Raw genomic sequence first — 15489 nt, 5'->3', positions numbered from 1 at the left:
GGGGCTCGGGCAAGTCAAGGATAGCCCGCCCAGACGCCGGTGCCGCCGCAGGTCAGCTGGACGGCGGTCGACCTGCGGCCTCGCGCAGGCAGGCGAGCATCAGCTCGGCGCCGGGCGACAGCTGGTGCCCCCGGCGGGTGACGATGCCATAGACGTCCATGCGCAGCCCCAGGTCGACGGGCAGTTCGATCAGCTGCCCGGCTTCGAGATAGGGGCGCACCAGTTCGCAGGGCAGGGCAGACACCATGTCGGACTGCGCCATCAGGCTGGTCATCACCGGCAGTGACAGGGTCTCGACCGTGTGCTGCGGCAGGTCGAGGCCGGCCGACAGGAATACCGCCGTCAGGCGGTCCCGCAGGATGCTGCCCGCCGGCGGCACGATCCAGCTCTGCCGCGCCAGCTCGGCCAGGCTCAGGTCTTGCCGGCCAGCCAGCGGATGGCCGGCGCGTGCGACCAGGGTGTGGGGTTCATCCGTCAGCGGCTCGAAACTCAACTGCGCTGCTGACTCGCTGTCCAGCACGCGGCCGATGACCACGTCCAGCTCGCCGTTTTGCAACTGCTCGATGAGGATCTTGCTGGTGTCGACCAGGATCGCGACATGCACCCGCGGCTGGCGGGCCTTCAACGCGGTGATGGCGGCCGGCAGCAGCGTGGTGGACGGCGTGAGCACCGCACCCACGGCCACACGCCCGGCCATGCCGGACAGCAGTTCCATGACCTCCTGGTGAGCCGCGTCCAGCTCCGCGAGGGCCGCGCCGGCACGCCGGATCATCACCTCGCCGTACCAGGTGGGCGCCACGCCGCGCGGCAGGCGCTCGAAGAGCTTCACGCCCAGGACATGCTCCAGGTCGGACAGCAGCTTGGAGGCCGCCGGCTGCGTGAGATTGGCTGCCTGGGCTGCATGCAGGATCGAGCCGTGACGGCCGAGCTCCACCAGCAGCACGAGCTGGCGGGTCTTGAGGTGGGAGCGGACGAAGCGATCCGATCGCGGGTCGGTCATTCGTGATAGAGCTGGGAGCGGCCGCCGTCGATGAGGATGTCGGTGGCATTGATGAAGCGCGCTTCATCACTGGCCAGGAACAGCGCAGTGTAGGCAACCTCGATCGGCTCCCCGATGCGCTTGGGCGGCAGCAGATCGATCTGGCGCTGCGCCGCGGCCGGGTCGCTCTGCAACCACTGCACCACACGCTCCGACAGGATCAGCCCGGGCGAGATGGAATTCACCCGCACGTTCTGCGCGGCGTACTGGATGCCCAGGGCCTTGGTGAGGCCGATCAGCGCATGCTTGGCGACCGGGTAGGGGAAGGCGTTCGGGATGATGCGATGCCCATGCACCGAGGCGATATTGACGATGCTGCCGCCGCCGCCCGCCAGCATGCCCGGCAGCACCGCGCGGCTGCAGTGCAGGGCGCCTTCGAGATCGACCGCGAGGCAGCGCTGCCACTGGGCGGCCGTCATCGCCAGCGGCTCGGCAAACACGTCCATGCCGGCGTTGTTGATCAGCACGTTGATGGCGCCGAACCGCTCGACGCCGCGCGCCACCATGGCCTTCACTGCGGCTTCATCGCCGATGTCCGCCGGTGCAAACAGCACGTGCTGTGCCCCCAGCTCTTCGACCAGCGCCTCACCCAGCGCGGCCTCGCTGGGCAGGCCATTGAGGATGACCTGCGCGCCTTCCTCCACGAACAGCCGGGCGATGGCCCGGCCAATGCCCTGGGTTGAACCGGTCACCAACGCGACCTTGCCTTGAAGACGGGGAACGAGACTCATGAGGTGTACTGGTGCCAGATGTCGAGCACGGGCAGGGCCCGGCCCTTGAAGTCAAAAAGGGTGGTGTTGGAGACCACGTTGGGGCCCGGCAGGTGGCTGCCTTCCTTCAGTGCCCAGCCGACCTTGGGGTTGGCGATCATGATCGGGTCCCAGTACAGCAGGCCAAGCACCCGTGGCGTGGCCTTCAGCGTACCGAGGAGATCGGCCATGAAATCGCGTTGGCCTTCAGGGCTGCTCATGCTGGCGGGGTAGGGGCCGTTGTGCTCCAACTGGCCCGGCCAGCCATCGGGCCGCAGGGGCGTCCAGTTGAAGCCGGTCTCCATGACGAGCAGGTCTCGGTCGTAGCGTTCGGTCACGCTGCGGCAGAAGGCTGCCATCTCGGCCACGGTCTTGCCGGTCCAGAACGGGTAGTAGCTGCTGCCGATCACATCCCAGTCGACGCCGTGGGCGCGGGCGTGGTCGAACCAGTCGCGGTACTTGGCGAGATCGCCCCCGCCGTCCAGGTGCAGCACGGTGCGCGCCGACGGCAGCACGGATTTCACCGCCGCGTGGCCCGCCTTCAGCAGCGCCGCCAGGCGCGGCCAGTTCTCGGGCGTCGCGCGGCCGTAGGGGTAGAGCATGCCGGCTTCGATCTCGTTGCCGAGCGACACGAAGGCCGGTGGCGTGCCCTGCTTGAGCAGGGCCTGCATCACGACGCGCGTACGGGCGGCCACCAGCTCCACCAGCCGGTCCATGCGGCTCGTCTCGTCGGGCAGCGTGGCCAGGTGCTCAGCCCAGCGGTGCGGGATGTCCTGGTCCTTGGCATTGGTCCAGAAGTCGCTGAAGTGCAGCGTGAGCTGGATCTGCAGGCCCAGCGCCGCCGCCCGGCGTGACAGGGCCAGCGCATCCGGCAAGTCCATGGAGCCGGCCGGCCAGTACCAGCCGTCGCGACCCGTGCCCGGTCCGGTGCGCTCGTAGAGCCGGATGCGCACGATGTTGTGGCCCGCCGCCTTCAGGATGGCGAGCACGTCGCCTGTCCTGCCCGTCCGGTCGCTGTAGCGCGCGCCGGCCGCCTCCATCCAGCTTAGCGCGGAGATGTCGCCACCCGCGAGGAAAGGCGGCGCCGGGTTCACCCCCGGATCAGCGCCGGTGTGCGCCGGCAGCGCGGCGGCCAGCGCCGACGCCAGCAAGCTGCGACGTTGCATCAGCGGCGCTCCCCGCGCGTCTTGAGCTGGTCGAGCAGCACCGCGGCCAGCAGGATGAGGCCGCGTACCAGGTACTGGTAGAAGGCATCCACATTGAGCAGGTTCATCACGTTCTCGACCGTGCCCATGATGAGCACGCCGATCACGACGCCGAAGATGCGCGCCTTGCCGCCCTGCAGCGACACGCCACCCAGCACGCAGGCGGAGATCACGTCCAGCTCGAAGCCTGTCGCCGCATTGGGCTGGCCGCTGGTGATGCGCGCCGACAGCACCAGGCCGGCCAGGGCCGTCACCACGCCCTGCAGCAGAAAGATCCACACCCGCAGACGCTCGACCCGCACGCCGGCCAGGCGGGCGGCTTCCGGGTTGCCGCCGATGGCCAGCGTGTTGCGGCCGAACACGGTGTGATTGAGCAGCACGCCGAACACGATGAAGCAGACGAAGGTCAGCCAGATCGGCAGCGGCAGGCCGAGCACGGCGGTGTCACCGAAGGAGATGAAGGTCTCGTCGGCGATGCCCACGGCCTGACCCTGCGAGGCGATGAAGGCCAGGCCGCGCACCATCAGCATGGTGGCCAGCGTGGCGATCAGTGCATTGACACGCAGATAGGCAATCAGCACACCGTTGCCCGCGCCGATCAGCGCGCCCGCGAGCAGGCCACTGCCAATCGCCAGGCCGACGCTGCCGGTGCGCTCCAGCACCATGGCCCCCAGCACGCCTGCGAAGGCGATGGTGGAGCCGACGGAGAGGTCGAAGTCCCGCGAGGCCAGGCACAGCATCATGGTGCAGGCCACCATGCCGATCTGGGCGACTGACAACAGCAGGCCGACGATGTTGGCCGTCGAGAAGAAGTTCTCGACCGTGAAGGACAAGGCGACGAAGAGCAGCAGGTAGCCCAGCGTCATGCTGTGCTCCTTGAGCAGGGCACGTGAAGTCGGGTTCATCGCGGGCGCGGGTGTCGCGGCGGTCGGGGTGGTGTTCATGGTCAGTGTGCGGGCGCGGCGGGCGCGCCGTCAGGGAGGGCGAGGGCGAGCGCGGCGGTCTCGCTGGCATGGGCGCGGTCCAGTTCACCGCTGATGCGACCGTCGCGCATCACGATGACCCGGTCGGCGATGCCCAGCACTTCGGGCAGTTCGCTGGAGATGACGATGACGCAGCAGCCGCTGGCCGCCACGTCGTGGATGATCCGGTAGATCTCGTTCTTGGCGCCCACGTCGATGCCGCGCGTGGGCTCGTCGAGGATGAGCACCTTCAGGCCCGGCTCGGCCAGCCAGCGGGCCAGGATGACCTTCTGTTGATTGCCGCCGGACAGCAGGCGGATCTCCTGCTCGCGGCTGGGGGTCTTGATGCGCAGCTTCTTGATGAAGTCGTCGGCTCGCTGGGCCTCCTGGCCGTGGCGCAGGAACACGCCGGCCGCCAGGCCGTGCCGCCGGCAGCTGACGTTGATGTTCTCGGCAACGGAGCTTTGCGCGAGGATGCCCTGCTCCTTGCGGTCCTCTGGGCAGAGCACGATACCGGCCGCAATCGCATCGGCGGGGCTGCGTGCCGCCACCGGCTGGCCGTCCAGCCAGACCTCACCTCCGCGTCGGGCATCGGCGCCGTAGAGCAGCCGCATCAGCTCGCTGCGCCCGGCACCCACGAGGCCGAAGAAACCCAGCACCTCACCCCCGCGCATGGCGAAGCTCAGGGGTTCGGGCAGGCGCTTGCTGTGCAGGCCGCGGACATCCAGCCGCACCGGGCCGTGGCCGCGGCTGCGGTAGTCGTAGATGTCCTGCAGCTCGCGGCCCACCATGTCCGCGATCAGGCGTTCACGGGGCACGTCGGCCATCACGTCGTGCGTGGTGATCTTGCGGCCGTCGCGGAAGATGGTGCAGGCATCGCACAGTGCGTAGAGCTCTTCCAGGCGGTGAGAGATGTAGATCAACGTGCGACCCTCCGCACGCAGGCGCTTGACGAGGCGAAACAGGATCTCGGTCTCACGGTGCGACAAGCTGCTGGTGGGCTCGTCAAACGCGATGACCTTGGCGTCCTGCATGACCGCCTTGCAGATTTCCACCATCTGGCGCTGCGCGATGGAAAGGTCAGACAGGCGCGCCGCCGGGTCGAGATCGACGCCGATGGCTGCGAGTTGTGCCGCGACCTGCCGGCGCGCGGCCTTGTGATCCACCAGCCCGAAGCGTGTGGGCAGCCGGCCGAGCAGCACGTTTTCGGCCACGGTGAGCTCCGACACGTACTGAAGCTCCTGGTGAATGATGGCCACGCCCGCGGCGATGGCGTCACCCGCCGATGCGAAGTGCCGGGCCTGGCCGTCGATGAGCAGCCGTCCGCCGTCCGGCTTGTACTGCCCGCCGAGGATCTTCAGCAAGGTGCTCTTGCCCGCGCCGTTCTCGCCGAGCAGGCCCATGACCTGCCCAGGGCGCGCCTCGAAGCTCACGCCGTTCAGCGCCTTCACACCCGGGAAGTGCTTGCTGATGTTGTCGAACTGCAGCAGCGCCATCACAAGCCCATCTGCTTGCGGATCTCGGCCTGGTTCTGCCGGGTCATCAGCACACCGCTGGTCAGCGTGACCGGCGGCGGTGCCTTGCCCTGGGTGGCCCATTCGAAGACGGCGACCGCGGTCTCGTAGCCATGCCGCTTGGGGCTGATCAGCACGGTGCCGTAGAAGGCGGTGGGCGTGGGTTTGGTGAACTCGTTGAGCGCCGTCTGGCTGCCGCCGATGCCGATCGCGAGCATCGCGTCCTGCTTGATGCCGCGACCCTCGGCGGCGCGCACCGCGCCGAGAGCGGCTTCGTCGTTCAGGCCGAACGCCACCCAGCGCTTGAACTTGGCATTCTTGGTGAAGGCGATGTTGGCGGCGTTGAAGGCGCTTTCGGTGTCGGTCTTGGCCTGCGGGGCGTCCACCACGTTGCTGGCTGGCAGGCCGCCTGCGCGCAGGGCGTCGACGGCGCCCATGGTGCGGTCGCGCGCCGTGGGGAGCTGGTCGAAGGCCACGCGCAGCACGCCCACTTCTTCCGGCTTCCAGCCGCGGGCCTTCATCTCGGCCAGCAGTCCCTGGCCGACCTGCTTGCCGATCTCGTAGCCGGAGATGCCCATGTGCGGGATATCGGCGATCGGCTTGCCGGCACCGTCGACCAATTGGTCGTCGACCGACATCACCTTCAGGTTGTGCCGCTTGGCCGCGCGGTTGACGGCCACGCCCAGCTTCACGTCGGGCGCGCAGATGACGAAGCCCACGGCCTTCTGCGCCGCGAGGTTGTCGATGGCGGCCATCATCTTCTCGCCGTTCGGGATGCCGATCTTGACCAGCGTGAAGCCCTTGTCCTTGGCGGCCTGCTCGGCGAAGCGCCATTCATCCTGGAACCACGGCTCCTCGGCCTGCTTGACGAGGAAGCCGACTTTCACCGGCTCGGCCGCCTGGGCCGCCAGCGGCAGCACGGCCAGCAGGGCCAGGGAGAGGGCGGCGCGTCGTTGCATCTTCATGGTTGTCTCCTTGTCTCGCGGTTCAATCTTCAAACAGGGGTTCGGGCACCGCCAGGGCCTGGGGCAGGCGCAGCCCGAACAGGCTGCCGGACAGCGGCTGCGCGGCCAGCGCGTCCCGTCCCAAGCCGGAGCGGGCGCTGGTGAGCAGCAGTTCATCCATGCCATCGCCGCCGAGGGCTGGGCAGGTGGTGTGGGCGGCCGGCGCGGTCAGCACGCCCATCAGCATGCCTGCAGGGTCGTAGCGTGCCACGCGGCCCGCGCCCCACTGCGCGTTCCACAGGCAGCCTTCGGCGTCAATGATCGAGCCGTCGGGCCAGGCGCCGGCGTCGTCCATTTGCGTGAACAGGCGCAGGTTGTCCACCTGGGCGGTCTCGGCGTCGTAGTCGCACTGCTGGATTCGCTGCGACAGCGTGTCGCAGAAGTACATCGTGCGGCCATCCAGGCTGAAGCAGATGCTGTTGGCGATGGCCACGGCCGGCAGCGCCAGCCGGCGCAGGCCGTGCTGCATCGAGAACTGGTAGAAGCTGGCGATGGCGCGCTTGTCTCGGGCCTCGTTCAGCGTCCCGAAGACGAAGTTGCCTCGCCGGTCGGTGCGTCCGTCGTTGATGCGCGTGCGCGGTTCGGCCGCGTCCACCGGGGCCAGGGTCTGCAGTTGCGTGAGCGCCATCGCGTCATCGAGGGCGGCGATGGCCAGCCGTTTGGTCAGGCCCAGCAGCAAGCGGCCCGAACGGCAATGGGCAAAGCTGCCCAGCCGATCGGGCAGACGGCAAGACTCGACCGTGCGCTGCCCCGGGCGCCAGGCATGCAGCACCGACGCCTCGATGTCGGTCCACCACCAGCGACCACGCTGCCAGAGCAGCCCTTCGCCGAGGGTGGCGCCGTGGGGCAGGACGAGTTCGAGTTCGCCGTCGAGCTTCATCAGAAGTTCAGGTGCAGGCTGACGGCGTAGCGGCGGTCATCGGCGTAGGTGCCGCGGGGCAGATCCCCGATGCCGTACTGGCTGTGGCGCACCGTGCGCGTCAGGTTGTTGGCCTCGACGGCGAGCTTCAGGCTCGGCGTCAGCGCCCAGCTGGCGTAGGCATCGAGCATGCCGTAGCCCTTCAAGATGATGGGCGTCTGGGCGATGACGGTGCCGTTGCTGGGGTAGTAGTTGCTCGTCCCGGCGATGTAGTTGCTACGGTAGTTGTAGGCCAGGCGCAGCGAGAAGGCATCGTCGTCATACATGCCGACGATGTTGAAGCTGTCGCGCGACAAGCCCTCCAGCTGCGTCTTCTGGCCATTGATCGGGCCGGGGGCGGAGCTGTCGACGTAGGTGTAGTTGGCCTGCAGGCCCAGGCCGCGCAGCCAGCCCGGCAGGCGGGTGAAGAAGGCCTGGTAGCCGATCTCCAGCCCCTTGATGCTGCCGTCCGCTCCGTTGCTGGGGGTGGACACCGTGTAGGTGCTGCCACCGTAGTTGAGGCTGCGCGTCGTCGTCTGCAGGAAACCGTCCACGCGCTTGTGGAAGGCGGCGCCATAGACGTGGTCGCTGTTGTTCAGGTAGTACTCCAGCGACAGGTCGAACTGGCGGGCATGCAACGCACCCAGGTTCGGGTTGCCGAGATAGCCGGTCTTGTCGTTGGCGTTCAGGCTGAGCGACGGCGTCAGTTGGTCGAAGTTGGGCTGGGTGACCACCTTGGACGCCGCCACGCGGGCGATCAACCGGTTCGTGAGGTCCAGGCGGAAGTTCGCGCTGGGCAGCCAGTCGTTGTCGCTGCTCTTCAGCGAGGCCGGCACACCGTCCGCGGTGGTGTAGTGGCGGGCGCCCTCGGTGCGCACGTAGCGCAGGCCCAGGTTGCCTGACCAGGGCAGGCCGGCGACGTCGCCCTCCAGGTCGGCCACCGCGTAGGCGGCCTGGGTCTTCTCGCGGTAGTCGAAGGTCTGCGCCGCATCGAAGGCCGGCACGCTCAAGCCCATGGCCGCACGCGCCGTGGCGGGATCATGCAGCCAGCCCAGGTCGGTGACCGACAGCCACTGGCGGGGCGTGTTGCCGGCGCCAGCGTTCTTCAGCAGGTCGTCATACGCAATGACGCCGATCTTGCTGGCCAGGCCGGGCGCCGCACCCGCGACGGGGCCGGTGGCAGCAGCGCTGAAGAGATCGTTGATGGTGTTGATCTCGGCACTCGTGGCCTTGCGGTCCGCCACGCGCAGGCCGGTACGCAGGCGCGAGACCAGGCCGTCGAGGCGACGTTCGCCGTCCAGGCGCCAGGTGGTCTCCTTGCCGTGGTTCTCCTGCTTGAAATAGAGCGCCTTGTCCGCCCAGTACTGCGACGGCGTCAGCAGATCGTTGGGACTGCCGAGCACGGGGTAGGCAGAGGGCAGCTCGGTCGTCAGGTCATAGGCGAAGCCGGGCGTGTTGGTCCAGAAGCCCAGCCGGGCCTCCTGGTAGAGGCGACTGAAGTCGCTCTGGGTGTGGCCGAGCTCGGACTTCACGCGCCAGTCGGCCACCTTCCACTGTCCGCTCAGGGCTGCTTGCGTGGTCTTGGTGTCGTTGTCGGCGACGAAGGCCGAGGTGCTCATGCTGGCACCCCAGAACTTGCCGCCGGCGAGGTTGCCATTGGCGTCCTTGGTGATGCTGCCGTTGGGCCACAGCGCGCCAAGGTTGGTGGTGGCGCTCCAGTTGGCCCAGAACGGCGAGCCGTAGAAGCCGTAGGTGTCCGTCTTGGTCTTCAGGCGGGTGTGGTGCAGGTCCAGCGCGTACTCGGTATCGGCATTGGGGCGGTACTGGACGGCGGCGGTCACGCCGGTGCGGTCGCGTGAGCCCAGCTCGTAGGCGTTCCAGACGCCGGTGGGCGCGTAGATGCCGGACCCGTCGGCCAACTGTGCGGGCGCGCCCAGCTCCTGGGTGTCGGCACGGTAGGCGCGCTTTTGCTTGGCTACGCTGACCAGCGCGCCCAGTTGCTGCCCACCGCCGAGTTGCCAGCGGTTGCTGGCCAGCACGGAACCCTCGGGCTTGCTCTTGCGCGCGAGGTCGGCGTAGGTGTCCTTCAGGGTGGCGGCGAACTTGGCGCCCGCGAAGTCAAACGGCTTGCGGGTGCGCAGGTCGATGAGGCCGGCGATGCCGCCCTCGACCTGGTCGGCGGTCGGGGTCTTGTAGACATCGGCGCCCGCCAGCAGCTCAGCGGGCACGTCCTGGAACGACAGCCCGCGTTCCTTGCCCGCGGTGAAGATGGAGCGGCCATTCAGCAGCGTCTGCGTCTGGGACAGGCCGCGCACCTGCACCCGGTCACCTTCGCCGCGGTCGCGCGAGATCTGGACGCCGGCGATGCGTTGCAGCGCTTCTGCTACGTTGGCATCCGGCAGCTTGCCGATGTCATCAGCCACGATGGCGTCGACGATCTGCTCGGCGTTGCGCTTGCGGTCCTGTGCCTTGCTGAGGCTGGCCTTCATGCCCGTCACCACAACGGTGTCCAGGGACTCGGGGGCCGCCGTGGGCGCTTGCTGAGACCAGGCGGGGGCGGCACACAGCAGGCTGGCCGCGAGGGCGAGGCGATGGCGGGACGGAACGGATGGGGTGCAGGACACGAGGCAGTCTCCGGGTGATGTTGTTGTCAGGCGCTGGGCCCGGTCGGCTCGTGGGAGCCGGCGATGCGTAAGTTACGACCCGGTTTCATTGCGCACTAATCGAATATCGCCCTGTCGCTATTCAGTTTCCCGATAGCTCAGGGTTGGATGCTGACGCGCCGCACCGCCAGCAGCCGGGCGTCGCGCAACGCCGCCACCTGGCGCTGCCCGGCGTCGAAGTTGGGTCGGTGGGCGGCGTCGATGTAGATGGGCGCATCGGCGCGCAGCGGCAGCACGCTGAGCTGGAGTTCGGCGCCCGGCTTCAGCGCGAGTGGCTTCAGGCCGATCTGCCACTTCTGGCCATTGAAGTACCAGTCGTCCAGCATCCGCGTGCCCGCAAAGAGCCGGCCGATGTCGCCGACGAAGTCCAGCTCCAGCAGCACATCGTCCGCGTCGGGTGGGAGCTGCGCGGGCAACTTCAGCGCCCAGGTTGCGGCGCCTGCGAAAGCCTCGGGCACCGGCTGTAGCGCTGCGCCGGCCAGGCCGCCGGTGAGCACCTTGGGGGCGTTGTCGGCCTGGCGTGTGGGGCTGACCTGGAGCAACGGCTGCGCCGGGACGGCCGCCACGTTCAGCCGCTGCAGCAGGCCATCCTGCACCACCTGCAGGCGCGGGGCGCGTGGATTCGGCAGCGCTGGGAACACGGCGGCCGACAGCGATGCCGACCCGACGCCGCGAAGCTGCAACTGGCCGCCCGCCACCCACGCTTGCTGCTCGCTGAAGACGAGGCGGCGCTGGCCCGCGATGTCCAGCACGCTCATCTGCCGGGCCTGCTCCGGCGACAGCAGCAGCACGCTCACGGCACGCCCGTCGCGTGCCGTGCCGAGGCGCTGCAGGCCTGTGCCGGCGGTGAGGGTCTTCAGCCCCCCGGCGAGATCGAACTCGCTGGGCACGCCGGGCGTGGCCATGAAGACGTGCACGATGCCCTGGGCCCCCGCATCGACGCGGGCGACCGGCTGGGCCGTCGCGTAGCGCACCGCCACGCCGTCCAGCGACAGGTTCAACGGCCAGATGAAGTAGGTGCCGTTGCGGATGTCGATGGGCTGGCTTGGCAGGGTCATGGCCCCGCTCGGCAGCTGGACCTCGAAGCGCACGCCGGCCTGGGTTGGCATGGCGTACTGCCGCACATGGTTGTTGAAGAACAGGAATCCGTGGTCGCCCCGGCTGCGTACGGACCAGCGCGGTGTCTGCAGATCGGCCGGGTCGGCTGGCACACGCTCGGGCTGGCGCACGGTCATGCTGGCGAGCTGGCTGCCGTAGTCGCGCAGGAAGTAGTGGAAGGGGCGCAGGTGGGTGAGGACCGGGCGTTGCTGGCCGTCAGGGCCAAGCGGCGCCTGGAAGTCGTAGCTGATGCGAGGCACGTCGTTGTAGCCACCGCTGAGCGTGCTCTCCTCCAGCCCGATGCCGCCAGGGCCGAGTGGGTTGCGACCCCCGTGGAACATGTAGTAGCCGAGCAGGTTCACGCCCGAGCCGAGCTGCACCGGCAGCATGGCGGCGATGTCGTCGGGCGACACCAGCGTGCGCCGGCGGTACATGGCGGGCAGGCCGGCGCCGTACTCTGCGCCGAGGAAGGGGACGAGGTCCTGGTCGGTCTCGGCGGTGCCAGGCTCATGGGCGCGTGTCTGGGCGCCGAGGTCGCCGCTCACGCGCGTGCCGAAGCGGAAGGCATGGGTCTCCTTGGGCGGGAGTTCCTTCGTGCTGGTGGCCCAGGGCTCGTCGGCATAACCGCCGAAGACCGGCATCACCTCGCCGGACGGATAGACCGTCTGGTCCCAGCCCGTCACCGTGTAGAGCGGCACGTCCAGCCCCGCCTTCAGGGCCAGTGCCTTGAGCGTGCGGATGTGGGCCTCGCCGCGGCCGGCGCCGCGCAGGTTGTATTCGTTCTCCAGCTGCACGCCGATGACGGGCCCGCCGTTCTTCCACAGCAGGCCCTTGAGCTGGGTGCCGATCTCGGCATAAAGGCGCTCGACGTGGCCGAGGTACTCGGGATCGTTGCGGCGCGTGGGCATCTTGTCGACCACCCAGTCCGGGATGCCGCCGTACCTCGCCTCGCCGTGCGCCCAGGGGCCCAGGCGCACGACCACCTTCAAGCCTGCGGCCTGGGCCAGCTGCACGAAGCGCCTGAGGTCTCGGTTGCCTTGCCAGTTGATGGCGCCCGGCTGGGCCTGGTGATGGTTCCAGAACACATAGCTGGCAACGATGTCGATGCCGGCCGCCTTCATCAGGCGCAGCTGTGTGTCCCACTGACTGGCCGGGGCGCGGCTGTAGTGGTACTCGCCCATGACAGGCAGCCAGGGCTGGCCGTCGAGCAACAGGGTTTGGTTGTTCGCGGTCAGCGTGTGCCCTTGCGGAGTGCGCACGCTGCCCAGCTGGAGATGCTCGCCTTGAGGGGCGGCCACGCCAGCCCTGCCGTCCAGCTTCAGCAGCGTTTCGGCCTGACCGGCGTGAGCGAGCGAGAGCAGCAGCGCGAAGCCGAGCGCGCGGATGCGGTTCATGGGGTGTCTCCGGGGCGTTGTCGTGGTGATGGGTCGGCGTTCAGCCGTGCTGCCAGGCCTCGGCAAAGGCGCGGGCGCGCCGCCCGACCTCATCGGCCGTCATGCCCGGCGCGTACAGCGCCGAGCCGAGCCCAAAGCCTGCGGCGCCGGCCTTGCGGTAGGGCGCCATGGTGTCGGGCGTGATGCCGCCCACCGGCAGCAACTTGAGCTCCCGCGGCAGCACGGCCCGCATGGCCTTGAGCACCGGCGGCGTGACGAGTTCGGCCGGAAAGAGCTTGAGCGCATCCGCACCCGCCTGCAGCGCCGCGAAGGCCTCGGTGGGCGTGGCCGCACCGGGCACGCAGGCCATGCCGCGCGCCTTGGCCACCCGAATGACGGCCACGTCGGCATGCGGCATCACGATGAGCCGGCCACCGGCCACCTGGACGTCGCGCACGGCGTCCGCGCTGAGCACCGTGCCCGCGCCGATCAGCGCATCGGCCGGCATGCGACGAGCCAGGCGAGCGATGGACTCCAGCGCCTGGGGCGAGTTGAGCGGGACCTCGATCACCCGAAAGCCCTCGTGGTAGAGGCTGTCGGCGACGGCCTCGACGTCGTCGGGCTGCACGCCACGCAGGATGGCGACGAGGGGCAGCTGCTGCAGTGCCTGATGGAGCATGTCAAAGACCCAGGGCTTGCGCCAGCTGCCAGAGGCCGGCCGGTGCGGTGTTGTCGAGCTGCAGCGGTGCCGTCACGCCGAAGCGGCTCAGCGCCAGCGCATAACGTTCGCAGAGCGTGGGCTCGCCGATGAGGGCGAGGCGTGCCGGCAGGCCACCCTGCAGTTCGTGGGCGATCTCATGGCCGATCAGCAGGCCGGAGAGGTAGTCCGGCAGCTGCTCAGGCGCCAGGCGCTTGAACAGGCCGAGGGTCCGCACCGAGAACAGCTGGTGACCGAGCGCCCCCGGCTGGCGCGCGGCGTCGACACCGGCGATGAAGCCTGCGGTGTCTGGCGCCGTGCCGCCGTCGGCTGGCATCAGCCGCGCCAGCACCGAGTGCTGCCGCAGCAGGGCATAGAGCTCGCCGGTCATGTGGGTGGCAAAGCCGGTGACGCGGCCCTCCTGCACGCGGGCCCACTTGGCATGCGTGCCGGGCAGCACGAGGCATGCGTCGGTCGCCAGCTCGGGGTGCCGTGCGAGGGCGCCGACGATCTGCGTTTCTTCACCTCGCATCACGTCGGGTTGCAGGCCGTCGTGCATCAGGCCGGGCACGATGCGCGCGCCTTCGTCGGCCAGGTGCAGGGTCTGGGCGGCCAAGGCGGCGGCATCGGCCGGGCAGGGCGCATAGGGCGCCTCGCGCCAGCCATGCTGGCTGCCCACCATGCCGCAGGCAAGCACTGGCACGCCGGGGTGATGCGTGCGCCAGTCACCCGCGACAGCGGCCAGGGCTTGGGCGAAGGCGGCGGGCCCGTGAAGGGTCGAGGCCCCGTCGTCGGACTGCTTTGAAGCCAGCACCTCGCCCTTCGCCCCCAGCAGGAAGGCACGCAGCCGGGTGCTGCCCCAGTCCAGCGCGATGAGCCGAGCGTCGGTCACCATTCGGCGACGCTCCCGTCCTCGTGGCGCCACAGCGGATTGCGCCAGTCGGGCGCGCGTTGGCTGGCCTCGATCACCTTCTCTTCGTCGACCACCACCCCGAGGCCCGGCTTGGGCAGCGGCGCGATGTAGCCGTTTTCGATGTGGAAGTCTTCCTTGTTGAGCACGTAGTCGAGCAGCTCGCCACCCTGGTTGTAGTGGATGCCCATGCTCTGCTCCTGCAGCACGGCGTTGTGCGAGACGAAGTCCACCTGCAGGCAGGCCGCCAGCGCGATGGGGCCGAGCGGGCAGTGGGGCGCCAGCGCCACGTCGTAGGCCTCGGCCATCGACGCGATCTTCAGGCACTCGGTGATGCCGCCGGCGTGCGACAGGTCAGGCTGCACGATGGACAGCCCGCCGGCCTGGAAGACGCGCTTGAACTCGAAGCGCGAATACATGCGCTCGCCCGCAGCCAGCGGAATGGCGGTGTGCTCGGCCAGGCGCGCATAGGTTTCGTCCTGTTCGGCCAGCACCGGCTCTTCCACGAACAGCGGGCGATAGGGCTCCAGCGCCTTGAGCATCACCTTGGCCATGGGCGCGCCGATGCGGCCGTGGAAGTCGATGCCGAACTCGATGTCGTGCCCGAAGGCCTCGCGGATCTCGGCGATGCGCGCCACGGCCTGGTCGACCTTGCGGGCGCTGTCGATGAGGCCCATCTCTTCGGAGCCGTTCATCTTGAAGGTGTCGAAGCCGCCTTCGCGCAGGCGCTTGATGTCGCGAATGACGTCAGCCGGGCGGTCGCCGCCGACCCAGGAGTAGACCTTCATCTTGTCGCGCACCAGGCCGCCGAGCAGTTCGTAGACCGGCGCGCCCAGCGCCTTGCCTTTGATGTCCCACAGCGCCTGGTCGATGCCGGCAATGGCGCTCATCAGGATGGCGCCACCCCGGTAGAAGCCGCCGCGGTACATGACCTGCCAGAGGTCGTTGATGCGGGAGGGGTCCTGGCCGATGAGGTAGGGCTCGAACTCATGCACCGCGGCCTCGACGCTGCGCGCCTTGCCCTCGATCACCGGCTCGCCCCAGCCGCTGATGCCCTCGTCGGTGTCGATCTTCAGGAACATCCACCGCGGCGCGAGGCGGTAGGTCGTCAGCTTGGTGATTCGCATGGGGCCGGGTCTGCTGGAGAAACGGCGGCAAGCTTAGGTGGCGTAGCTAGTCCTGAAATATCGTTTTTATGAGTGAATCTATATTGACTTTGCATGCCTCTTGCTCGCCCTGCTCGGCGCAAAAAAGCAAAAGGGGCTGCGATGCAGCCCCTGTCTGTGGTGCGGGCCTCGCCCGCCGTCGTGTGAATCAGCGACCGTTTTGGCCGAAGCGGCCGCCCGTGGCGTCCACCAGTTGACCCAGCGTGGCGAC

12 protein-coding genes are annotated in these 15489 nt (G+C 68.8%); all 12 read right to left on the bottom strand.

Going from position 1 to position 15489, the window contains the following annotated elements; translation table 11 throughout:
- Positions 1-52: 52 nt before the first annotated feature.
- The 12 genes from CDO81_RS25150 to dgoD all read right to left on the bottom strand — a co-directional run bounded on the left by CDO81_RS25150 (position 53) and on the right by dgoD (position 15239).
- Positions 53-1000: a LysR family transcriptional regulator gene (locus CDO81_RS25150; protein WP_088486004.1), complete on the bottom strand. Its 948-nt coding sequence runs from the start codon at positions 998-1000 to the stop codon at positions 53-55.
- Complete coding sequence (locus CDO81_RS25145) at positions 997-1770, bottom strand: SDR family oxidoreductase (protein WP_088486003.1); 774 nt, start codon at positions 1768-1770, stop codon at positions 997-999. The genes CDO81_RS25150 and CDO81_RS25145 overlap by 4 nt, the downstream gene beginning before the upstream one ends.
- The gene (locus tag CDO81_RS25140; protein ID WP_088486002.1) at positions 1767-2954 is read right to left on the bottom strand and encodes a glycosyl hydrolase 53 family protein; all 1188 of its coding nucleotides are present in this window, start codon (positions 2952-2954) and stop codon (positions 1767-1769) included. The genes CDO81_RS25145 and CDO81_RS25140 overlap by 4 nt, the downstream gene beginning before the upstream one ends.
- Positions 2954-3937 (bottom strand): L-arabinose ABC transporter permease AraH, encoded by a 984-nt coding sequence (araH, locus tag CDO81_RS25135; protein WP_088486001.1) that lies wholly within the window; start codon positions 3935-3937, stop codon positions 2954-2956. The genes CDO81_RS25140 and araH overlap by 1 nt, the downstream gene beginning before the upstream one ends.
- Before the next feature lie 2 nt (positions 3938-3939).
- Positions 3940-5454, bottom strand: a complete 1515-nt coding sequence (gene araG / locus CDO81_RS25130) for an L-arabinose ABC transporter ATP-binding protein AraG (protein ID WP_088486000.1) — start codon at positions 5452-5454, stop codon at positions 3940-3942.
- Positions 5451-6428, bottom strand: coding sequence for an arabinose ABC transporter substrate-binding protein (locus tag CDO81_RS25125; protein WP_088486043.1), 978 nt, complete (start codon positions 6426-6428; stop codon positions 5451-5453). Before CDO81_RS25125 ends, araG begins: the two co-directional genes overlap by 4 nt.
- 28 nt (positions 6429-6456) lie before the next feature.
- Positions 6457-7353 carry an SMP-30/gluconolactonase/LRE family protein gene (locus tag CDO81_RS25120; RefSeq protein WP_088485999.1) on the bottom strand — a complete coding sequence of 299 codons (897 nt, stop codon included), beginning with the start codon at positions 7351-7353 and terminating at the stop codon, positions 6457-6459.
- Complete coding sequence (locus tag CDO81_RS25115) at positions 7353-9995, bottom strand: TonB-dependent receptor (protein WP_144397403.1); 2643 nt, start codon at positions 9993-9995, stop codon at positions 7353-7355. The genes CDO81_RS25120 and CDO81_RS25115 overlap by 1 nt, the downstream gene beginning before the upstream one ends.
- A gap of 137 nt (positions 9996-10132) precedes the next feature.
- The gene (locus CDO81_RS25110) at positions 10133-12526 is read right to left on the bottom strand and encodes a beta-galactosidase (protein ID WP_088485997.1); all 2394 of its coding nucleotides are present in this window, start codon (positions 12524-12526) and stop codon (positions 10133-10135) included.
- Between the two features lie 40 nt (positions 12527-12566).
- A complete protein-coding gene (locus tag CDO81_RS25105; RefSeq protein ID WP_088485996.1) occupies positions 12567-13184 on the bottom strand; it encodes a 2-dehydro-3-deoxy-6-phosphogalactonate aldolase in 618 nt (205 codons plus the stop codon).
- 1 nt (position 13185) lies between these two features.
- The gene (locus tag CDO81_RS25100) at positions 13186-14097 is read right to left on the bottom strand and encodes a 2-dehydro-3-deoxygalactonokinase (protein ID WP_088485995.1); all 912 of its coding nucleotides are present in this window, start codon (positions 14095-14097) and stop codon (positions 13186-13188) included.
- Positions 14091-15239: a galactonate dehydratase gene (gene dgoD / locus CDO81_RS25095; RefSeq protein WP_088485994.1), complete on the bottom strand. Its 1149-nt coding sequence runs from the start codon at positions 15237-15239 to the stop codon at positions 14091-14093. The genes CDO81_RS25100 and dgoD overlap by 7 nt, the downstream gene beginning before the upstream one ends.
- Between the last annotated feature and the right edge of the window lie 250 nt (positions 15240-15489).

This window comes from Roseateles puraquae (genome assembly GCF_002205845.1).
Lineage (GTDB): Bacteria > Pseudomonadota > Gammaproteobacteria > Burkholderiales > Burkholderiaceae_C > Pelomonas > Pelomonas puraquae.
Note: the sequence above shows the minus strand (reverse complement) of the source record. Positions and strands in the feature narration are given on the sequence as shown.